This is a genomic window from Celeribacter sp., assembly GCF_048266405.1.
In the GTDB taxonomy this organism is placed as follows: Bacteria; Pseudomonadota; Alphaproteobacteria; order Rhodobacterales; family Rhodobacteraceae; genus Celeribacter.
Genome location: NZ_JBLWZO010000003.1, coordinates 337299 through 350759, shown reverse-complemented (window position 1 = coordinate 350759; position 13461 = coordinate 337299). Strand labels below are relative to the sequence as shown.

The window sequence follows — 13461 nt, the reverse complement described above, 5'->3', positions numbered from 1 at the left end:
GGGCGGTCTCAGAGAGACGTAATAAGACGTAAGAAGGACGCTAATATGCAGGTCACCGAGACCCTCAACGAAGGTCTGAAGCGCGGCTATCAGATCACCATCCCCGCCGCCGAGCTGGACGAGAAAGTCAACGCCAAGCTCAAAGAGGCCCAGCCCGAAGTCGAGATGAAGGGCTTCCGCAAGGGCAAAGTGCCTATGGCTCTGCTCAAAAAGCAATTCGGTCCACGTATCCTCGGCGAAGCGATGCAGGAAACTGTCGACAGCGCAATGTCCGCACATTTCGAGGAAACCGGCGACAAACCTGCCATGCAGCCCAATGTGGTCATGGACGGTGGCGAAGAGTGGAAAGAGGGCGATGACGTCGTCGTCAACCTCACATACGAAGCGCTTCCCGAAATCCCTGACGCCGACCTGTCTGGTGTGAAACTCGAAAAACTGGTTGTCAAAGCCGCCGACGCAGAAGTCGATGATGCTCTGAAAAACCTCGCAGAAACGGCGCAGAACTTCGAAGAGAAGTCCGGCAAAGCCAAAGATGGCGATCAGGTTGTGATCGACTTCCTCGGTAAAGTTGACGGCGAGCCCTTTGAAGGTGGCGCGGCTGAAGATTACCCCCTCGTTCTCGGTTCCGGCTCCTTCATCCCCGGCTTCGAAGAGCAGCTTGTTGGCGTCAAAGCGGGCGACGAGAAAAACGTAGAAGTGAGCTTCCCCGAGGAATATGGCGCTGCCAACCTCGCAGGCAAAGCTGCTGTGTTCGAATGCAAAATCAAATCGGTCAACGCCCCTGTTGCAGCCGAGATTGATGATGAGCTTGCGAAAAAATTCGGCGCTGAAGATCTCGCATCTCTCAAAACCCAGATCGCCGAGCGTCTCGAAAACGAATACGCAGGTGCATCGCGCGCTGTGATGAAACGTGGCCTGTTGGATCAACTCGATGCCATCGTGTCGTTTGACCTGCCGCCTTCGCTCGTTGACGCAGAAGCCAAACAGATCGCGCATCAGTTGTGGCACGAAGAAAACCCCGATGTTCAGGGCCATGATCACCCTGAAGTCGACGTGACTGATGAGCATAAGACCCTTGCAGAGCGCCGCGTGCGTCTTGGCCTGTTGCTCGCAGACATTGGTCAAAAACAAGAGATCCAGATCACCGACGCCGAGTTCACCCAAGCCGTGATGAACCAAGCCCGTCAGTATCCAGGTCAAGAGCGCGAATTCTTTGAATTCGTTCAGCAAAACCAACAGATGCGTCAGCAACTCCAAGCGCCATTGTTCGAAGACAAAGTGGTAGACTGGATTGCCGATAACGCTGATTTGACAGAAAAAGAAGTCTCGAAAGAAGACCTCGAAAAAGCTGTCGAAGCGCTCGACGAAGAATAAGGCGCGATCCGCGTCGATCATCTCCGGCGCGAAACTGCGATTGACATGACTAAGAAAGGCCGCTCCGACTGGGGCGGCCTTTTGCATTGGTTGACAGGGCGCTGTGCATCCCGCACATCTTTAATCCAGCAGTGAAGGGGACATCATGCGACATCCGTTGCGCGTCATATTCTTGGTTTTCGCGTCGCTTTTGCCCGTGGCGGCACAGGCTATTTCGCCCGAGTGGACCGCCGAGAAATGCAGCCGATACGCTCGCGCGTGGGATATGGCCACGCAAGGGCCACGCGTCGGGCTGTCAGATGACTTTATCGCTGATCACGATGCGTTTTTGGCGTCAGGCTGCACCATCCGTGGCGAGGTGTGCCCCCGGAGCGAGCAAGAGCGTGCGCTTGCGGATATGCTGTCACTGATGGCGGTGGCGGAAGGCGCTACAGGGTCATTCTTGCCATTTCATTGCGATGAACCCTAGGGCGGAAATGGCGGCTGTTTAGCTGCGCAGGCCTGTCTCGTAGAGCAGGCCTTGTCGTTTGGCCTCGTAGTAATAGCCCTTCGCATACCATTTCATCGCACCGTCAATGTCGCCGCCCGAGACGAGGTAGGCGCCTTTGAGGTACTTGCCCGCGTATTTCAGGTTCACATCGGGGTCGAGAAGCTCGCTCGCAGGGCCGCGGTGCCCCATGGTGCGGGCGGTTTGCGGCAGGATTTGCAACAGGCCCCAGTAAGGCCCGTTGCGGGCCCACGGGCGGTGTGTGCTTTCGCGGATGGCCTGGCGGTGGATCAACTCGCGTGGAATCTCGTAATAATCGGCCCATTTGTTGATGAGCGCGCGCAACTCGGGCGTCTCGTTGGGGAACAGCGGCGGGTTGTAGCCGCGCGATACCTCGGTGGACGAAGGTGCCGAGCCACAGGCGGCGAGTGCGATCGGGGCGAGGATCATCATACGGCGGGAGAGCAGGGGCGTGTTGGCGCGGGACATATGAGTAAGACCTGAATTTGTTTCGCACGGAGATCACCACGGTCGTGGCGTTTTGCCAAGGCCGACATGGAGCGGGTGGCGGAAAGCTGCTTGGCGCGTGGGCGTTGTTCCAAAAGAAAAGGCCCCACCAGATGGCAGGGCCGTTCCAAAAGCGTGTACGGGGCGATTAGGCCTCGTCGGAAGCGTCCTCAGCAGGAGCTTCAGCAGCATCGTCGAGATCCTCGTCAGCGGCAGAACCGATGTCGTCGAACAATTCGGAGATTTCGAATTCAGCTTGTGCTTCTTCTTCTGCGGCCAGTTCCTGAATGGATTTGCCTTCAGCCTGAAGTTCGGCTTCCTCAGGGGAACGCGCGATGTTCAGAGTGATTGTGGCTTCCACTTCTGGGTGCAGGTGGATGGCAACGTCACGCAGGCCAAGCTCTTTGATCGGGTGACCGATCACAACCTGTTTGCGCGAGATGGTGAAACCACCTTCGGTCACGACGCCTTCGATGTCGCGAGGGCTTACGGAACCGTAGAGTGCGCCGGCATCGGATGCGGAACGGATGACGACGAATTTCGTGCCGTCGAGTTTCGCAGCCAAAGCTTCGGCTTCTTTTTTGGTTTCGAGGTTCTGGGCTTCGAGCTGCGCTTTGCGCGCTTCGAATGCTTTGATGTTGGCCTCGGAGGCACGCAGTGCTTTTTCCTGCGGCAGCAGGTAGTTGCGTGCGTAGCCTTGTTTCACAGAAACAACATCGCCCATTTGGCCAAGCTTGGCCACACGTTCAAGAAGGATAACGTCCATTGTCAGTACTCCTTACTTAACGGCGTAGGGCAGAAGAGCGAGGAAACGAGCGCGTTTGATGGCACGAGCCAGCTCACGCTGTTTTTTCGCAGAAACTGCGGTGATACGGGAAGGAACGATTTTGCCGCGCTCGGAGATGTAGCGCTGCAGAAGACGTGTGTCTTTGTAATCGATCGCGGGTGCATTGTCGCCAGAGAACGGGCAGACTTTGCGACGGCGGAAAAACGGTTTTGCGGCCATGTTAAAGGTCCTTTCCTAAGCTCTTACGGGCGACGTGGGCGGCGCTCTTCGCGCTCGTCACGTTTTTGCATTTGCACGGAGGGCAATTCTTTGTGCTCGTCGACTTTGATGGTCATAACACGCATCACGTCGTCATGCAGGCGCATCAGGCGTTCCATTTCCTGCACGGCAGCGGATGGGCTGTCGGTGCGCAGGTAGGCGTAGTGGCCCTTGCGGTTTTTGTTGATCTTGTAGGCCATCGTTTTGACGCCCCAATACTCGTGATCCACGAGTTTGCCGCCGTTGTCGGCGAGGACGGTGCCAAAATGCTCGATGAGACCTTCAGCTTGGGCGTTGGACAGGTCCTGACGCGCAATGAAGACATGCTCGTAAAGCGGCATGAGTGCTCCAGTTCTTTTTTCAAGCGTATTTCATAGGGCGGGCATTTGGCCTTTCCGCTGCCCGTCCACGAGAGTCTACGCGGTTCATAAATCCTTGCGGAAAGGATGGGCTCTTATACGGCTCTGTCGCGATGGCGCAAGGGGAAAGGGCGCGTTTCTCCCTTATTTTCCTAGATATTCGCCAATTTTTCCGTGCAAGTCGCCACGACAGGCCAAAAGAGGTGTCATATGGCCCATGCGCCGCCCAAATTTCCGTGGTTTTGTCACATTCTGGCCGCGTTTTTGGAAAAGGCTCGCTTTGTAACAGAATAACAAAACCGAGCCTCGCGATGTCTGATGCCTCTATTGCAACCGATTTTATCCGTTCCCAAGTGGTCGCATGGTCAAAAATTGCCCGTCACCCCACGGGCTATGGCTACCGTGTGACGCGATCACGCCCTGTGTGCGCGGGGATGGACGGGGTCGAGGTCGCCGTGGCATTCGCAGGATATATCAGCCTGTTGGTATCTGTTGGGCTATGGGGTCTGCCTGGCTCGTTGATGGTGGCAAACATCGTGGGGTTCAAAATTGTTCTGACATTGGTGTTTGCGATGGTGGGGCTGTCGTTGGTGTATGCGGCGCGGCGCGGATTGAAGCGGGAATTGCATGTTGACCGTCGGCGTCGGCAGTTGCGCGTCGTGTGGCGTAATCGCAAAGATGATACCCGTCTCGATACCGTCATCGGGTTTAACGAAGTCGGATCGCTCTTTTTGCGCCGCTCGGTGTGGACGTGCGGGCGCACTCAGCTTTTTGTGCGCGTGGATATGGTAAAAACGCCCATTCACATCTTTTCGGGGTCCGGGCGGGAGATGCAAGGGCTATGGAATGCGTTGAATGCCAATTTGCAAGCGGCGGCGACACCAAAGACGATGCAGTCGACGCTCTTTAGCGTCATGCCTGAGCAACAGGCGCGGGTGGTTCAGCGCAATGGTGGGCCTGCCCGCGCAATGGCGTCTACCACTGGGCGTGGGGTTGTGGCTGCTGCGGAGTTGACGCACCGCGCGATCCTCTAATCCGCACCGCCTCAAAGAATCGACCAAGGCATATTGGTGTATGGATAGGCACATTGAGCAGAGGTGTGACAGGGCTTGGTCAAGTGCAGGCGAGATTGCAGTCTGTTCATGCCGACGCCACTTTCATGAAAATTAGACACGAAAGAGTGGTAAAGATTTTGCCGTTCTTTTGGTGAATATATCATTACTTTTTTCATATGCCTTTGTAGTGAAAGTGATTTTGTTTGAAGTGGGTGTTAACCAATCTGATGTTTTTAGATGGATGTTAGCGCTGTAGCTGGCGTAATCTCCCCGCTGTAGCAAAGGTGAGATCCATGCCCCGAGTCGAGATATTGAAATCGTTCAACACAGAAGAAGACGGTGCCGTGACCGTCGATTTTGCTGTGCTTGCGGCTATTGTTCTTGCTTTGGGTGTGGCTGTCTTGGCCACGGTTTCGCGAGGGTCGAATGACTTCGCAGGGGCGCTGGATGACCATATCAAAGCGGTCGAAGTTGGCGTGAGTGCTCCCGCAGATGAGAGCGGCTCCGGCGGCGCGGGGGGCGATGGTGAAGGGGGAAGCGTTGGCGGGGCCAGTGACTAACCCGTGACCAATATGACCCGTGTGGCCTTGTAGGCTCCATCCGTCATGCTGTGCGCTCTTCGATTTCATCTTCATGTGTGCCCACGCCTCCGCGACTTGAGGCGGCTTTGACTTGCCGTAGGACGCGGTGGCCGTTATTCCCATGTCCCAACACCGTTTAACGTGAGGGCAAACATGACACGCGCATTCGTATTTCCGGGACAAGGTGCCCAAACCATCGGGATGGGCAAGGCATTGGCCGATGTCTATCCGCAATCCAAAGCGATTTTTGACGAGGTTGACGAGGCCTTGGGCGAAAAACTTTCTGCGGTGATTTGGGAAGGCGATATTGATGCGCTGACATTGACCCAAAACGCCCAGCCTGCCCTTATGGCAACCTCTCTGGCCGCGTTGCGTGCGCTTGAGGCCGAAGGGTTTTCTGTCGCGGATGCGGCTTATGTGGCGGGGCACTCTCTTGGAGAATATTCAGCATTGGCCGCAGCAGGGGCGATTTCTGTCGCGGATACAGCACGTCTGTTGCGCATTCGCGGCCAAGCTATGCAAGCCGCGGTGCCCGTTGGCGTCGGTGCGATGGCGGCACTCTTGGGTCTTGATTTCGCAACCGTTACCGAAGTGGCCGCTGAGGCCGCCGCCGACGGCGAAGTTTGTCAGGCGGCCAATGACAATGACCCTGGTCAGGTGGTCGTCTCGGGGCACAAGGCCGCTGTCGAGCGGGCCTGTGAGATTGCCAAGGCCAAGGGCGCCAAGCGCGCGGTTTTGCTGCCTGTCTCCGCACCCTTCCATTGCGCTTTGATGGAGCCCGCTGCCAAAGCGATGGCCGAGGCTCTTGATGATGTGGATATTTCCGCTCCGTCGGTGCCGTTGATCGCAAACGTCGAAGCCGCCGCCGTGACCGACCCCGCCACGATCCGCTCCTTGCTTGTGGAGCAGGTGACAGGCTCGGTGCGCTGGCGTGAAAGCGTTGCCTATATGGGTGAACAGGGCGTGACAGAGATTTGGGAAATCGGCGCGGGCAAAGCGCTGTCGGGCATGGTGCGCCGCATCAACCGCGACATCGCGTGTACCGCGATTGGCACCCCTGATGATATCGCCAAACTCAAAGCGTAATCGCGCGTCTGAATTCGGAATTGTAAGCGCAAGAGCGCTTTAAGAAAGGCAGTAATATGTTTGATTTAACAGGTAAAAACGCGCTTGTAACGGGCGCATCCGGTGGCATCGGTGGCGCGATTGCAAAGGCGCTTCATGGTGCGGGGGCAACCGTTGTGCTCTCTGGTACTCGCCAAGAGCCGCTTGACGCTCTGGCCGCCGAATTGGGCGAGCGCGCCTATGTGTTGACGTGCAATCTGTCGGATAAAGACAGCGTTGAGGCGCTGCCCAAGCAGGCGGTCGAGGCCATGGGGTCGGTGGATATTCTGGTCAATAACGCAGGGATCACCCGCGACCAGTTGTTCATGCGTATGTCAGACGACGAATGGGAGAGCGTGTTGAACGTCAACCTGACCTCCACCATGCGTCTGTGCAAAGGCGTGATGCGCGGCATGATGAAGGCGCGTTGGGGCCGTATCGTCAATATTTCGTCCATCGTCGGCGCGACGGGCAACCCCGGTCAGGCGAACTACGCGGCGTCCAAGGCGGGTCTGGTCGGCATGTCCAAGTCTCTCGCCTATGAGGTCGCCTCGCGTGGAATCACCGTGAACTGTGTGGCACCTGGCTTTATTGCCACGGCGATGACCGACAAGCTGACCGACGAGCAAAAAGGAAAAATCAACGTGCAAATTCCCGCTGCCCGTATGGGCACCCCCGAGGAAATCGCCGCAGCGGTGTTGTATCTTGCATCGCCCGAGGCAGGCTACACCACAGGGGCTACAGTGCATGTGAACGGCGGTATGGCCATGCTCTAACCCGTTTCGGGGCAGGGGCGCATTCGAGGTCAAAGGGCTCGGGGGTGCAGTGCCGCGAAGTTTTAACGTCGGGTTACAAATGATTTGCCCTCCTCGTACAGTGTGCTATAGGCGGGCCGAGTTTGCTACGGGACATAACTGTTCTTGTAGCCGTGTTCGGGGTTTTCGGAAATCAGGGCTTGAAAAAGTCCTCCTGATCCCGACATGATCTAAGCGGCCCGAGGGCCACGACCAAAAGTGGGCATCGGGCCCCATAATGTGAGGAAAGAATATGAGCGACATCGCAGATCGCGTTAAAAAGATCGTCGTCGAGCACCTCGACGTTGAAGAAGACAAAGTGACAGAGACAGCGTCCTTCATCGACGATCTCGGCGCAGACAGCCTCGACACTGTTGAGCTGGTTATGGCCTTCGAAGAAGAGTTCGGTATCGAAATCCCTGACGACGCAGCCGAAACCATCCAGACGTTCGGCGACGCGGTGAAGTTCATCACCGAAGCTTCCTAAGTCCTAAGGATTGACAAGATTTTGAAAACGGCGCGGCCTGAAAGGGCGGCGCCGTTTTTGCGTTTTTGGGGGGGGCGTGAGACAAACGAGCCGATACCAGAGCGAAGAAGTTTTATGGACAGCGGCACCGCAGATTTCTATCATCGAGACATTAGAACCTCCGACATTGGTAACAAAACAGGAGTGAACACCATGTCAGATTATTTTGATACGCCAAGAGAGCGCCTCTTTCTTCCTTTCCTGTCACCGTTTTATGGCCGCTTTGCCCAACCTGTGGGTTGGTTGATTTTTCGCGTCATTATCGGGGCATTATTTGTCGTTGAGGGCTGGGCGAAAATTCAGCACCCAATGGCGCAAGTCGGATTTGTCGAGATGATCGGATTCGCTCCGGGGTGGCTGTTTTCGCCGCTGTTGGCCTTTGTGAACTTCTTTGGCGGCCTGCTTGTCGTGATCGGCTTTTTGACCCGCCCAGCGGCGTTCGCGAGTGCGATCGTATTGGTGATTACCTATTGGTTCCATGTGACGCATCCCTATGGCGACGCATTCCTGACGCAAGAAGGGGTCGCCTATTTGAATGAACATGTGGACCTGCTTACTCAAGAGGGACAAAGATTCCTTCTGAGCGATGGCGGTGCGGGTTTTCTCATGGGGCCGACAGGAGTTCAGCTGAAGGCAGAATGGAATTCTCTGTTCTGGTCGGCAGGTATGGCGTTGATTGCGGCCTTCGGTGGCGGGGCCTACTCGATTGACCGTTTATTTATGCGCAAAGAGTTCTGATCTGAGTGTCAAAGCGGGGCCGTAGGCTGTGGAGTTTGCCTGCGGTCCCTGTTGATCGTTTTACTGGGCGGTATGAAAATGCCGCCCAGTTTTTTGTGGGGTAAGCGCGCGGTGATTGCGGCAAGCTCCCCACACTAAATCGGCAAAATCTAGGACATGAGCTTCTCGGTGTGCGCTCGGCTCTTTCATCGGGGCGCGCACCCGTGTAATAAGCGTTTAAACAAAATCTCGGAGGGGGCAGAGCATATGCGCCGCGTAGTAGTCACAGGACTTGGAATGGTTTCACCGCTTGCGTGCGGTGTTGAGGAAACATGGACACGGCTGTTGGCGGGCGAATCCGCTGCCGGCACGATCCAGCGGTTTGACGCGAGCGGTTTGGCCACGGACTACGCCTGCGAAGTCAAACGCGGCGACGGGACCAACGGGACGTTCAATCCCGACGACTGGATGCCCAAGAAAGAGCAAAAGAAGGTCGATGATTTCATTCTTTACGGGATTGCTGCGGCCGAACAGGCTCTGACTGATGCCGATTGGAAACCCGAGGACGAGGAAGACCGTCTGCGCACGGGTGTTTTGATCGGGTCGGGCATTGGCGGGTTGTCGTCGATTGCCGAAGCTGCTGTCCTTTTGAAAGAAAAAGGTCCGCGTCGGATTTCGCCCTTCTTTATTCCCGGCTCTCTGATCAACCTGATCTCCGGTCAGGTCTCGATCCAGTATGGCTTCAAAGGCCCCAACCATTCGGTCGTGACGGCTTGCTCCACGGGCGCACACGCTATTGGTGATGCCTCGCGCCTGATTATGCTTGGCGATGCCGATGTGATGGTAGCAGGTGGCGCGGAAGCGGCCATTTGTGAATTGGGCATTGCGGGCTTTAACGCCTGTAAAGCGCTCTCGACCAAACGCTCCGATGATCCCCAAGCGGCAAGCCGCCCCTATGACGAGGACCGCGACGGGTTCGTCATGGGCGAGGGCGCGGGCATTGTCATTCTGGAAGAATACGAACACGCCAAGGCGCGCGGCGCGAAAATCTACGCTGAAATCGTGGGCTATGGCCTGTCGGGTGACGCCTATCACATTACGGCGCCTGCCTCGGATGGGGACGGCGGATATCGCGCAATGGATGCAGCGATCAAGCGCGCGGGCCTTACGCCCGACGATATCGACTACATCAACGCGCACGGCACCTCGACCATGGCCGATACCATCGAATTGGGCGCGGTTGAGCGTCTGATGGGCGATGCGGCGTCGAAAGCCACTATGTCCTCGACCAAATCTTCCATCGGCCACCTTTTGGGGGCTGCGGGGGCGGTTGAGGCGATCTTCTGCCTGCTTGCGATCCGTGATCAGGTGGCACCACCAACGATCAACCTCGATAATCCTGCGGTCGAGCCAAAACTGGACCTCGCCCCCAATGCGAAACGCGAGCGCGAGATCAACGTGGCGCTGTCCAATTCCTTCGGGTTTGGTGGCACGAACGCCTCTCTCGTGATGAAGAAGGTCACTGATTGATGTGGCGATCTATCGCGTCTAACGCATTGACGCTGTTCATTTTTGTCCTCATCGCTTTGGCGGCTGTCATCGGATGGGGCAAAAATCAATATACGTCCGAAGGCCCGCTTGCCGAGGCGATCTGCTTGCGCGTGCCGCAGGGATCGACCTTTACAAAGGTGTCGGCTGATCTGGAGGATAAAGGTGCGGTGTCTAACGCGTCCATCCTGCGGATTGGAGCGAAATACACCGAGAAAACCGCGCTTTTGAAAGCGGGGGCGTTTCTTGTACCCGAAGGGTCGTCGATGGAAGAGATCGTCGATATCGTCACCCGTGGCGGCGCGTCAACCTGTGGCACGGAAGTGGTCTACCGCATCGGTGTGAACCGCACCCAAGTGCAGGTGCGCGAGCTTGACCCTGCCACGCAGAACTATGTTGTGAGCGCTGAGTTCCAGCCTGGTGAAGCGGGTGAGGAAGGCGAGGCGATCCCTGAGGTCTTTACCAAGGTGCGTGATGCCTCGGACACACGTTACCGCGTGTCGGTGGCAGAGGGCACAACGGTTTGGCGTGTGGTTGAGAGCCTCAAGAATGTGGACGTTTTGGAGGGCTCTGTGGAGGCCGACGAGATGCCCGCCGAGGGGATGCTTGCACCTGACAGCTATGAGGTCGTTGCGGGATCGGACGTTGACGATCTGATTGCCCGTATGATCGAGGCACAAAAGGCGCGGATCGATGAGATTTGGGCAAATCGTAGCGACGATCTGCCGATTTCTACGCCTGAGGAAATGCTCACATTGGCATCGATCATCGAGAAAGAGACGGGTATTCCGACCGAGCGTCGCCAAGTGGCCTCTGTGTTTGTGAACCGTCTCAATCAAGGGATGCGCCTGCAAACGGACCCGACGGTGATCTACGGCGTGACCAATGGTGTTGGCTATCTGGGACGCGGTTTGCGTCAGTCCGAATTGCAATCGGATAGTCCTTACAACACCTATGTGATCAATGGCTTGCCGCCTGCGCCAATTGCCAATCCGGGCGTTGCCTCGATGGAAGCGGCCGTTAATCCCGATAGCACGCCTTATATCTTCTTTGTGGCGGACGGGACGGGAGGTCACGCCTTTGCGGAGACCTTGGCCGAGCATAACGCCAATGTGGCGAAATGGCGCAAGATCGAAGCCGAACAATAAGACATAAAGGAGCGCCCGATCGGGGCGCTCTTTTTCATTGAGGATGCAGATGGGTTTGGAAGATTTCGCGATTTTGGCCGCGAGCCTTGCTGTGGCGGGGCTTTTGGTGTGGCCGCGTATTTCCAATGCGCCATTGTGGCGTGCGACCATTACGCCGCTCGCCTCGATTATTGGTAGCGGTTTTTTGGTGCTTGGGCCGATCCTGTCGCAATCCTATGGGCAATGGACCCCTGTGGCGATGGCGCTGCTGTGTGCCTTGGCCTATGCCATCGGGTCGGCCATTCGGTTCAATATCGCGGCTCTTGATCACGGGGATCATGGGCGCACGGGCGCAATGATGGAGCAGGCCGCCTCGTGGGTCTTGGCCTTCGCCTATGTGGTGTCGGTGGCCTATTACCTCAATCTTCTGGGGGCCTTTGCGGTCAGTTTGACCCCGTGGGATACAGATATTGCCGCGCGTGGCGTCACCAGTGCGGTGTTTGTGGTGATCCTTGTTGTCGGGTGGACAAAGGGCTTTGCCGCTCTGGAGCGGATGGAGGAGCTGTCCGTCGGTCTCAAACTGGCCATTATTGCGGGCTTGTTGGTCGGGCTTGGATGGTTCTTTGCCCAAAAGGTTGGTGCAGGGGCGCTGATCTTTAACCCCGCGCAGCGCACCGGATTGGGGGCGGCGACATTGCTGTTCGGTCTGGTGGTCACAGTGCAGGGGTTTGAAACATCACGCTATTTAGGGCGCAATTACGATGCCGCCTTGCGGGTGAGATCCATGCGTCTTGCACAGTGGCTCTCGACGGGGATCTACATGGTTTACGTCATCTTGATGGCCTATGTGTTCGAGGCGGACCAGATTGAAACGTCTGAGACGGCAATCATCGGGATGATGGCATTCGTCGCCCCTGTGTTGCCGTTCATGTTGGTAGGGGCTGCCTTGGCGGCGCAGTTCTCGGCCGCGGTGGCTGACACCTCTGGATCAGGCGGATTGATCGCGGAACTGACCAAGGGGCGGGTGTCACAGCGCACAGGCTATGCCGTATTGGTGCTGTGTGGCTTGGCTTTAACGTGGACCTTGGACGTGTTCGAGATCATCTCGTGGGCCTCACGCGCCTTTGCTGGTTACTACATGATACAGGGGCTTATCGCGGTGGTTTTGGCCCGCAGGCATGGACGGCCGACTGCGGTGATGGCCTACTTCGCGCTTGTGGCGGCACTGGCAGCACTTGCGATGGTGTTTGGCCAAGCGGTTGAATAGGCGGTTTTCGGGGCGCGGTTAATACTGGCCTTCTGTCTCGATATGCACCACTGCGCCGCAGTGCTTGCAATGGGAGGCATCGGCATCGTGGAGCATCAAGCCGCAGTCTTTGCACTCAAAGCGCACCTTTGAGGGGCGAAACAGCACTTGGGCCAGTCGCAAGAACAGGGTGACGCCAAAGAACATCACGCCGATGGACAACAGACGTCCTGTGGTGCCCTCAAGGGTGATGTCGCCAAATCCCGTGGTGGTTAGGGTGGTAATGGTGAAATAGAGCGCATCGGCGTAGTTGCGGATATTGGCGTTATGGCCGTGTTCGATGGCGTAGATCAGTCCGGTGGTCACAAAGATGAACACTAGCAGGTTGAGAGCGGCGACGATGATCTCTTCGCGGCGACGGAAAAAGGTGAAGTCTTTGCGCAGACGGTTCATCAACTGGTAGGTGTGCAACAGGCGCAAGGTGCGCAAAATCCGTAAAAATCCCAAGCCTTCACCCGCAAGGGGGGCCAGAAACGAGATCATCGCGGCAATGTCGGCCCATGTGGCAAAGCTGCGGAATAATTTTGCGCGTTTGTTCGTCACATAGACCCGCGCGGTGAAATCCATGAGGATCAATAGGCCGAACACCATGTCGAGGCCTTCGATCAACGCGGTGTGCGCGACAAAGGATGTGGCGATCACAAAGAGAATGGTGAACAGATCAAAGGCCAGAAGCGCATAGCGAAAGCGGTGCGCACGGTCGGTTTCACTTTCGTAAAGCTCGTGCAGTGTCGCGGAGAATCGCTTGGCCATCTGGGCCTCCAAAGGTGCTTTTTCTGTGCTGTCTATCATGGTTATGGCGAAAAAGGGCCTCAGGACAAGGGGCCTGCGTATCGCGCAGCGTTTCATTTGGGCGACGTGTGAAAGGGTTAACAAGACCTTGGGCCGCGCGCACGGCGCTTTAGCGGCAAATTTCCCATCTTCGCAAAAT

16 protein-coding genes are annotated in these 13461 nt (G+C 56.7%); 11 read left to right on the top strand and 5 right to left on the bottom strand.

What is annotated here, in order from left to right; genetic code table 11:
• Positions 1 to 45: 45 nt before the first annotated feature.
• Positions 46 to 1374, top strand: a complete 1329-nt coding sequence (tig, locus tag ACN0TS_RS09160) for a trigger factor (protein ID WP_417259044.1) — start codon at positions 46 to 48, stop codon at positions 1372 to 1374.
• A 145-nt stretch (positions 1375 to 1519) separates the two neighbouring features.
• Positions 1520 to 1843 carry a hypothetical protein gene (locus tag ACN0TS_RS09155; protein WP_417259043.1) on the top strand — a complete coding sequence of 108 codons (324 nt, stop codon included), beginning with the start codon at positions 1520 to 1522 and terminating at the stop codon, positions 1841 to 1843.
• Between the two features lie 18 nt (positions 1844 to 1861).
• Here the strand turns inward: ACN0TS_RS09155 and ACN0TS_RS09150 are convergent, their stop codons facing one another.
• The 4 genes from ACN0TS_RS09150 to rpsF form a co-directional block, all read right to left on the bottom strand.
• Entirely contained in the window at positions 1862 to 2350 is a 489-nt protein-coding gene (locus ACN0TS_RS09150; RefSeq protein ID WP_417259042.1) for a transglycosylase SLT domain-containing protein, read from the bottom strand.
• Positions 2351 to 2516: 166 nt separating this feature from the next.
• The gene (rplI, locus tag ACN0TS_RS09145) at positions 2517 to 3134 is read right to left on the bottom strand and encodes a 50S ribosomal protein L9 (protein ID WP_417259041.1); all 618 of its coding nucleotides are present in this window, start codon (positions 3132 to 3134) and stop codon (positions 2517 to 2519) included.
• Between the two features lie 12 nt (positions 3135 to 3146).
• Positions 3147 to 3374: a 30S ribosomal protein S18 gene (gene rpsR / locus ACN0TS_RS09140; RefSeq protein ID WP_005852865.1), complete on the bottom strand. Its 228-nt coding sequence runs from the start codon at positions 3372 to 3374 to the stop codon at positions 3147 to 3149.
• A gap of 23 nt (positions 3375 to 3397) precedes the next feature.
• On the bottom strand, positions 3398 to 3754 hold the full coding sequence (gene rpsF / locus ACN0TS_RS09135) for a 30S ribosomal protein S6 (protein ID WP_417259040.1): 357 nt from the start codon (positions 3752 to 3754) through the stop codon (positions 3398 to 3400).
• A gap of 329 nt (positions 3755 to 4083) precedes the next feature.
• Here rpsF and ACN0TS_RS09130 point away from each other — a divergent pair, with 329 nt between their 5' ends.
• From ACN0TS_RS09130 to ACN0TS_RS09090, 9 genes are all read left to right on the top strand, one after another.
• Complete coding sequence (locus tag ACN0TS_RS09130) at positions 4084 to 4806, top strand: hypothetical protein (RefSeq protein ID WP_417259039.1); 723 nt, start codon at positions 4084 to 4086, stop codon at positions 4804 to 4806.
• Between the two features lie 314 nt (positions 4807 to 5120).
• The gene (locus tag ACN0TS_RS09125; protein WP_417259038.1) at positions 5121 to 5387 is read left to right on the top strand and encodes a hypothetical protein; all 267 of its coding nucleotides are present in this window, start codon (positions 5121 to 5123) and stop codon (positions 5385 to 5387) included.
• 174 nt (positions 5388 to 5561) lie between these two features.
• Positions 5562 to 6494 carry an ACP S-malonyltransferase gene (gene fabD / locus ACN0TS_RS09120; RefSeq protein WP_417259037.1) on the top strand — a complete coding sequence of 311 codons (933 nt, stop codon included), beginning with the start codon at positions 5562 to 5564 and terminating at the stop codon, positions 6492 to 6494.
• Positions 6495 to 6550: 56 nt separating this feature from the next.
• Positions 6551 to 7288 (top strand): 3-oxoacyl-[acyl-carrier-protein] reductase, encoded by a 738-nt coding sequence (gene fabG / locus ACN0TS_RS09115; protein ID WP_417259036.1) that lies wholly within the window; start codon positions 6551 to 6553, stop codon positions 7286 to 7288.
• A 271-nt stretch (positions 7289 to 7559) separates the two neighbouring features.
• Positions 7560 to 7793: an acyl carrier protein gene (locus ACN0TS_RS09110; RefSeq protein ID WP_009571390.1), complete on the top strand. Its 234-nt coding sequence runs from the start codon at positions 7560 to 7562 to the stop codon at positions 7791 to 7793.
• A gap of 192 nt (positions 7794 to 7985) precedes the next feature.
• Entirely contained in the window at positions 7986 to 8570 is a 585-nt protein-coding gene (locus ACN0TS_RS09105) for a DoxX family protein (RefSeq protein WP_417259035.1), read from the top strand.
• A gap of 246 nt (positions 8571 to 8816) precedes the next feature.
• Complete coding sequence (gene fabF, locus ACN0TS_RS09100) at positions 8817 to 10079, top strand: beta-ketoacyl-ACP synthase II (protein WP_417259034.1); 1263 nt, start codon at positions 8817 to 8819, stop codon at positions 10077 to 10079.
• On the top strand, positions 10079 to 11245 hold the full coding sequence (mltG, locus tag ACN0TS_RS09095) for an endolytic transglycosylase MltG (protein ID WP_417259033.1): 1167 nt from the start codon (positions 10079 to 10081) through the stop codon (positions 11243 to 11245). The genes fabF and mltG overlap by 1 nt, the downstream gene beginning before the upstream one ends.
• A gap of 49 nt (positions 11246 to 11294) precedes the next feature.
• A complete protein-coding gene (locus tag ACN0TS_RS09090; RefSeq protein ID WP_417259032.1) occupies positions 11295 to 12491 on the top strand; it encodes a hypothetical protein in 1197 nt (398 codons plus the stop codon).
• 18 nt (positions 12492 to 12509) lie between these two features.
• On the opposite strand, the gene ACN0TS_RS09085 is transcribed toward ACN0TS_RS09090, so the two are convergent.
• Positions 12510 to 13283, bottom strand: a complete 774-nt coding sequence (locus ACN0TS_RS09085; RefSeq protein ID WP_417259031.1) for an ion channel — start codon at positions 13281 to 13283, stop codon at positions 12510 to 12512.
• Positions 13284 to 13461: the final 178 nt, after the last annotated feature.

Bases quoted from the DNA above. Each gene is read 5' to 3' on its own strand.
- tig (WP_417259044.1), top strand. From the start codon at position 46: ATGCAGGTCACCGAGACCCTCAACGAAGGTCTGAAGCGCGGCTATCAG.
- ACN0TS_RS09155 (WP_417259043.1), top strand. From the start codon at position 1,520: ATGCGACATCCGTTGCGCGTCATATTCTTGGTTTTCGCGTCGCTTTTG.
- ACN0TS_RS09150 (WP_417259042.1), bottom strand. From the start codon at position 2,350: ATGTCCCGCGCCAACACGCCCCTGCTCTCCCGCCGTATGATGATCCTC.
- rplI (WP_417259041.1), bottom strand. From the start codon at position 3,134: ATGGACGTTATCCTTCTTGAACGTGTGGCCAAGCTTGGCCAAATGGGC.
- rpsR (WP_005852865.1), bottom strand. From the start codon at position 3,374: ATGGCCGCAAAACCGTTTTTCCGCCGTCGCAAAGTCTGCCCGTTCTCT.
- rpsF (WP_417259040.1), bottom strand. From the start codon at position 3,754: ATGCCGCTTTACGAGCATGTCTTCATTGCGCGTCAGGACCTGTCCAAC.
- ACN0TS_RS09130 (WP_417259039.1), top strand. From the start codon at position 4,084: ATGTCTGATGCCTCTATTGCAACCGATTTTATCCGTTCCCAAGTGGTC.
- ACN0TS_RS09125 (WP_417259038.1), top strand. From the start codon at position 5,121: ATGCCCCGAGTCGAGATATTGAAATCGTTCAACACAGAAGAAGACGGT.
- fabD (WP_417259037.1), top strand. From the start codon at position 5,562: ATGACACGCGCATTCGTATTTCCGGGACAAGGTGCCCAAACCATCGGG.
- fabG (WP_417259036.1), top strand. From the start codon at position 6,551: ATGTTTGATTTAACAGGTAAAAACGCGCTTGTAACGGGCGCATCCGGT.
- ACN0TS_RS09110 (WP_009571390.1), top strand. From the start codon at position 7,560: ATGAGCGACATCGCAGATCGCGTTAAAAAGATCGTCGTCGAGCACCTC.
- ACN0TS_RS09105 (WP_417259035.1), top strand. From the start codon at position 7,986: ATGTCAGATTATTTTGATACGCCAAGAGAGCGCCTCTTTCTTCCTTTC.
- fabF (WP_417259034.1), top strand. From the start codon at position 8,817: ATGCGCCGCGTAGTAGTCACAGGACTTGGAATGGTTTCACCGCTTGCG.
- mltG (WP_417259033.1), top strand. From the start codon at position 10,079: ATGTGGCGATCTATCGCGTCTAACGCATTGACGCTGTTCATTTTTGTC.
- ACN0TS_RS09090 (WP_417259032.1), top strand. From the start codon at position 11,295: ATGGGTTTGGAAGATTTCGCGATTTTGGCCGCGAGCCTTGCTGTGGCG.
- ACN0TS_RS09085 (WP_417259031.1), bottom strand. From the start codon at position 13,283: ATGGCCAAGCGATTCTCCGCGACACTGCACGAGCTTTACGAAAGTGAA.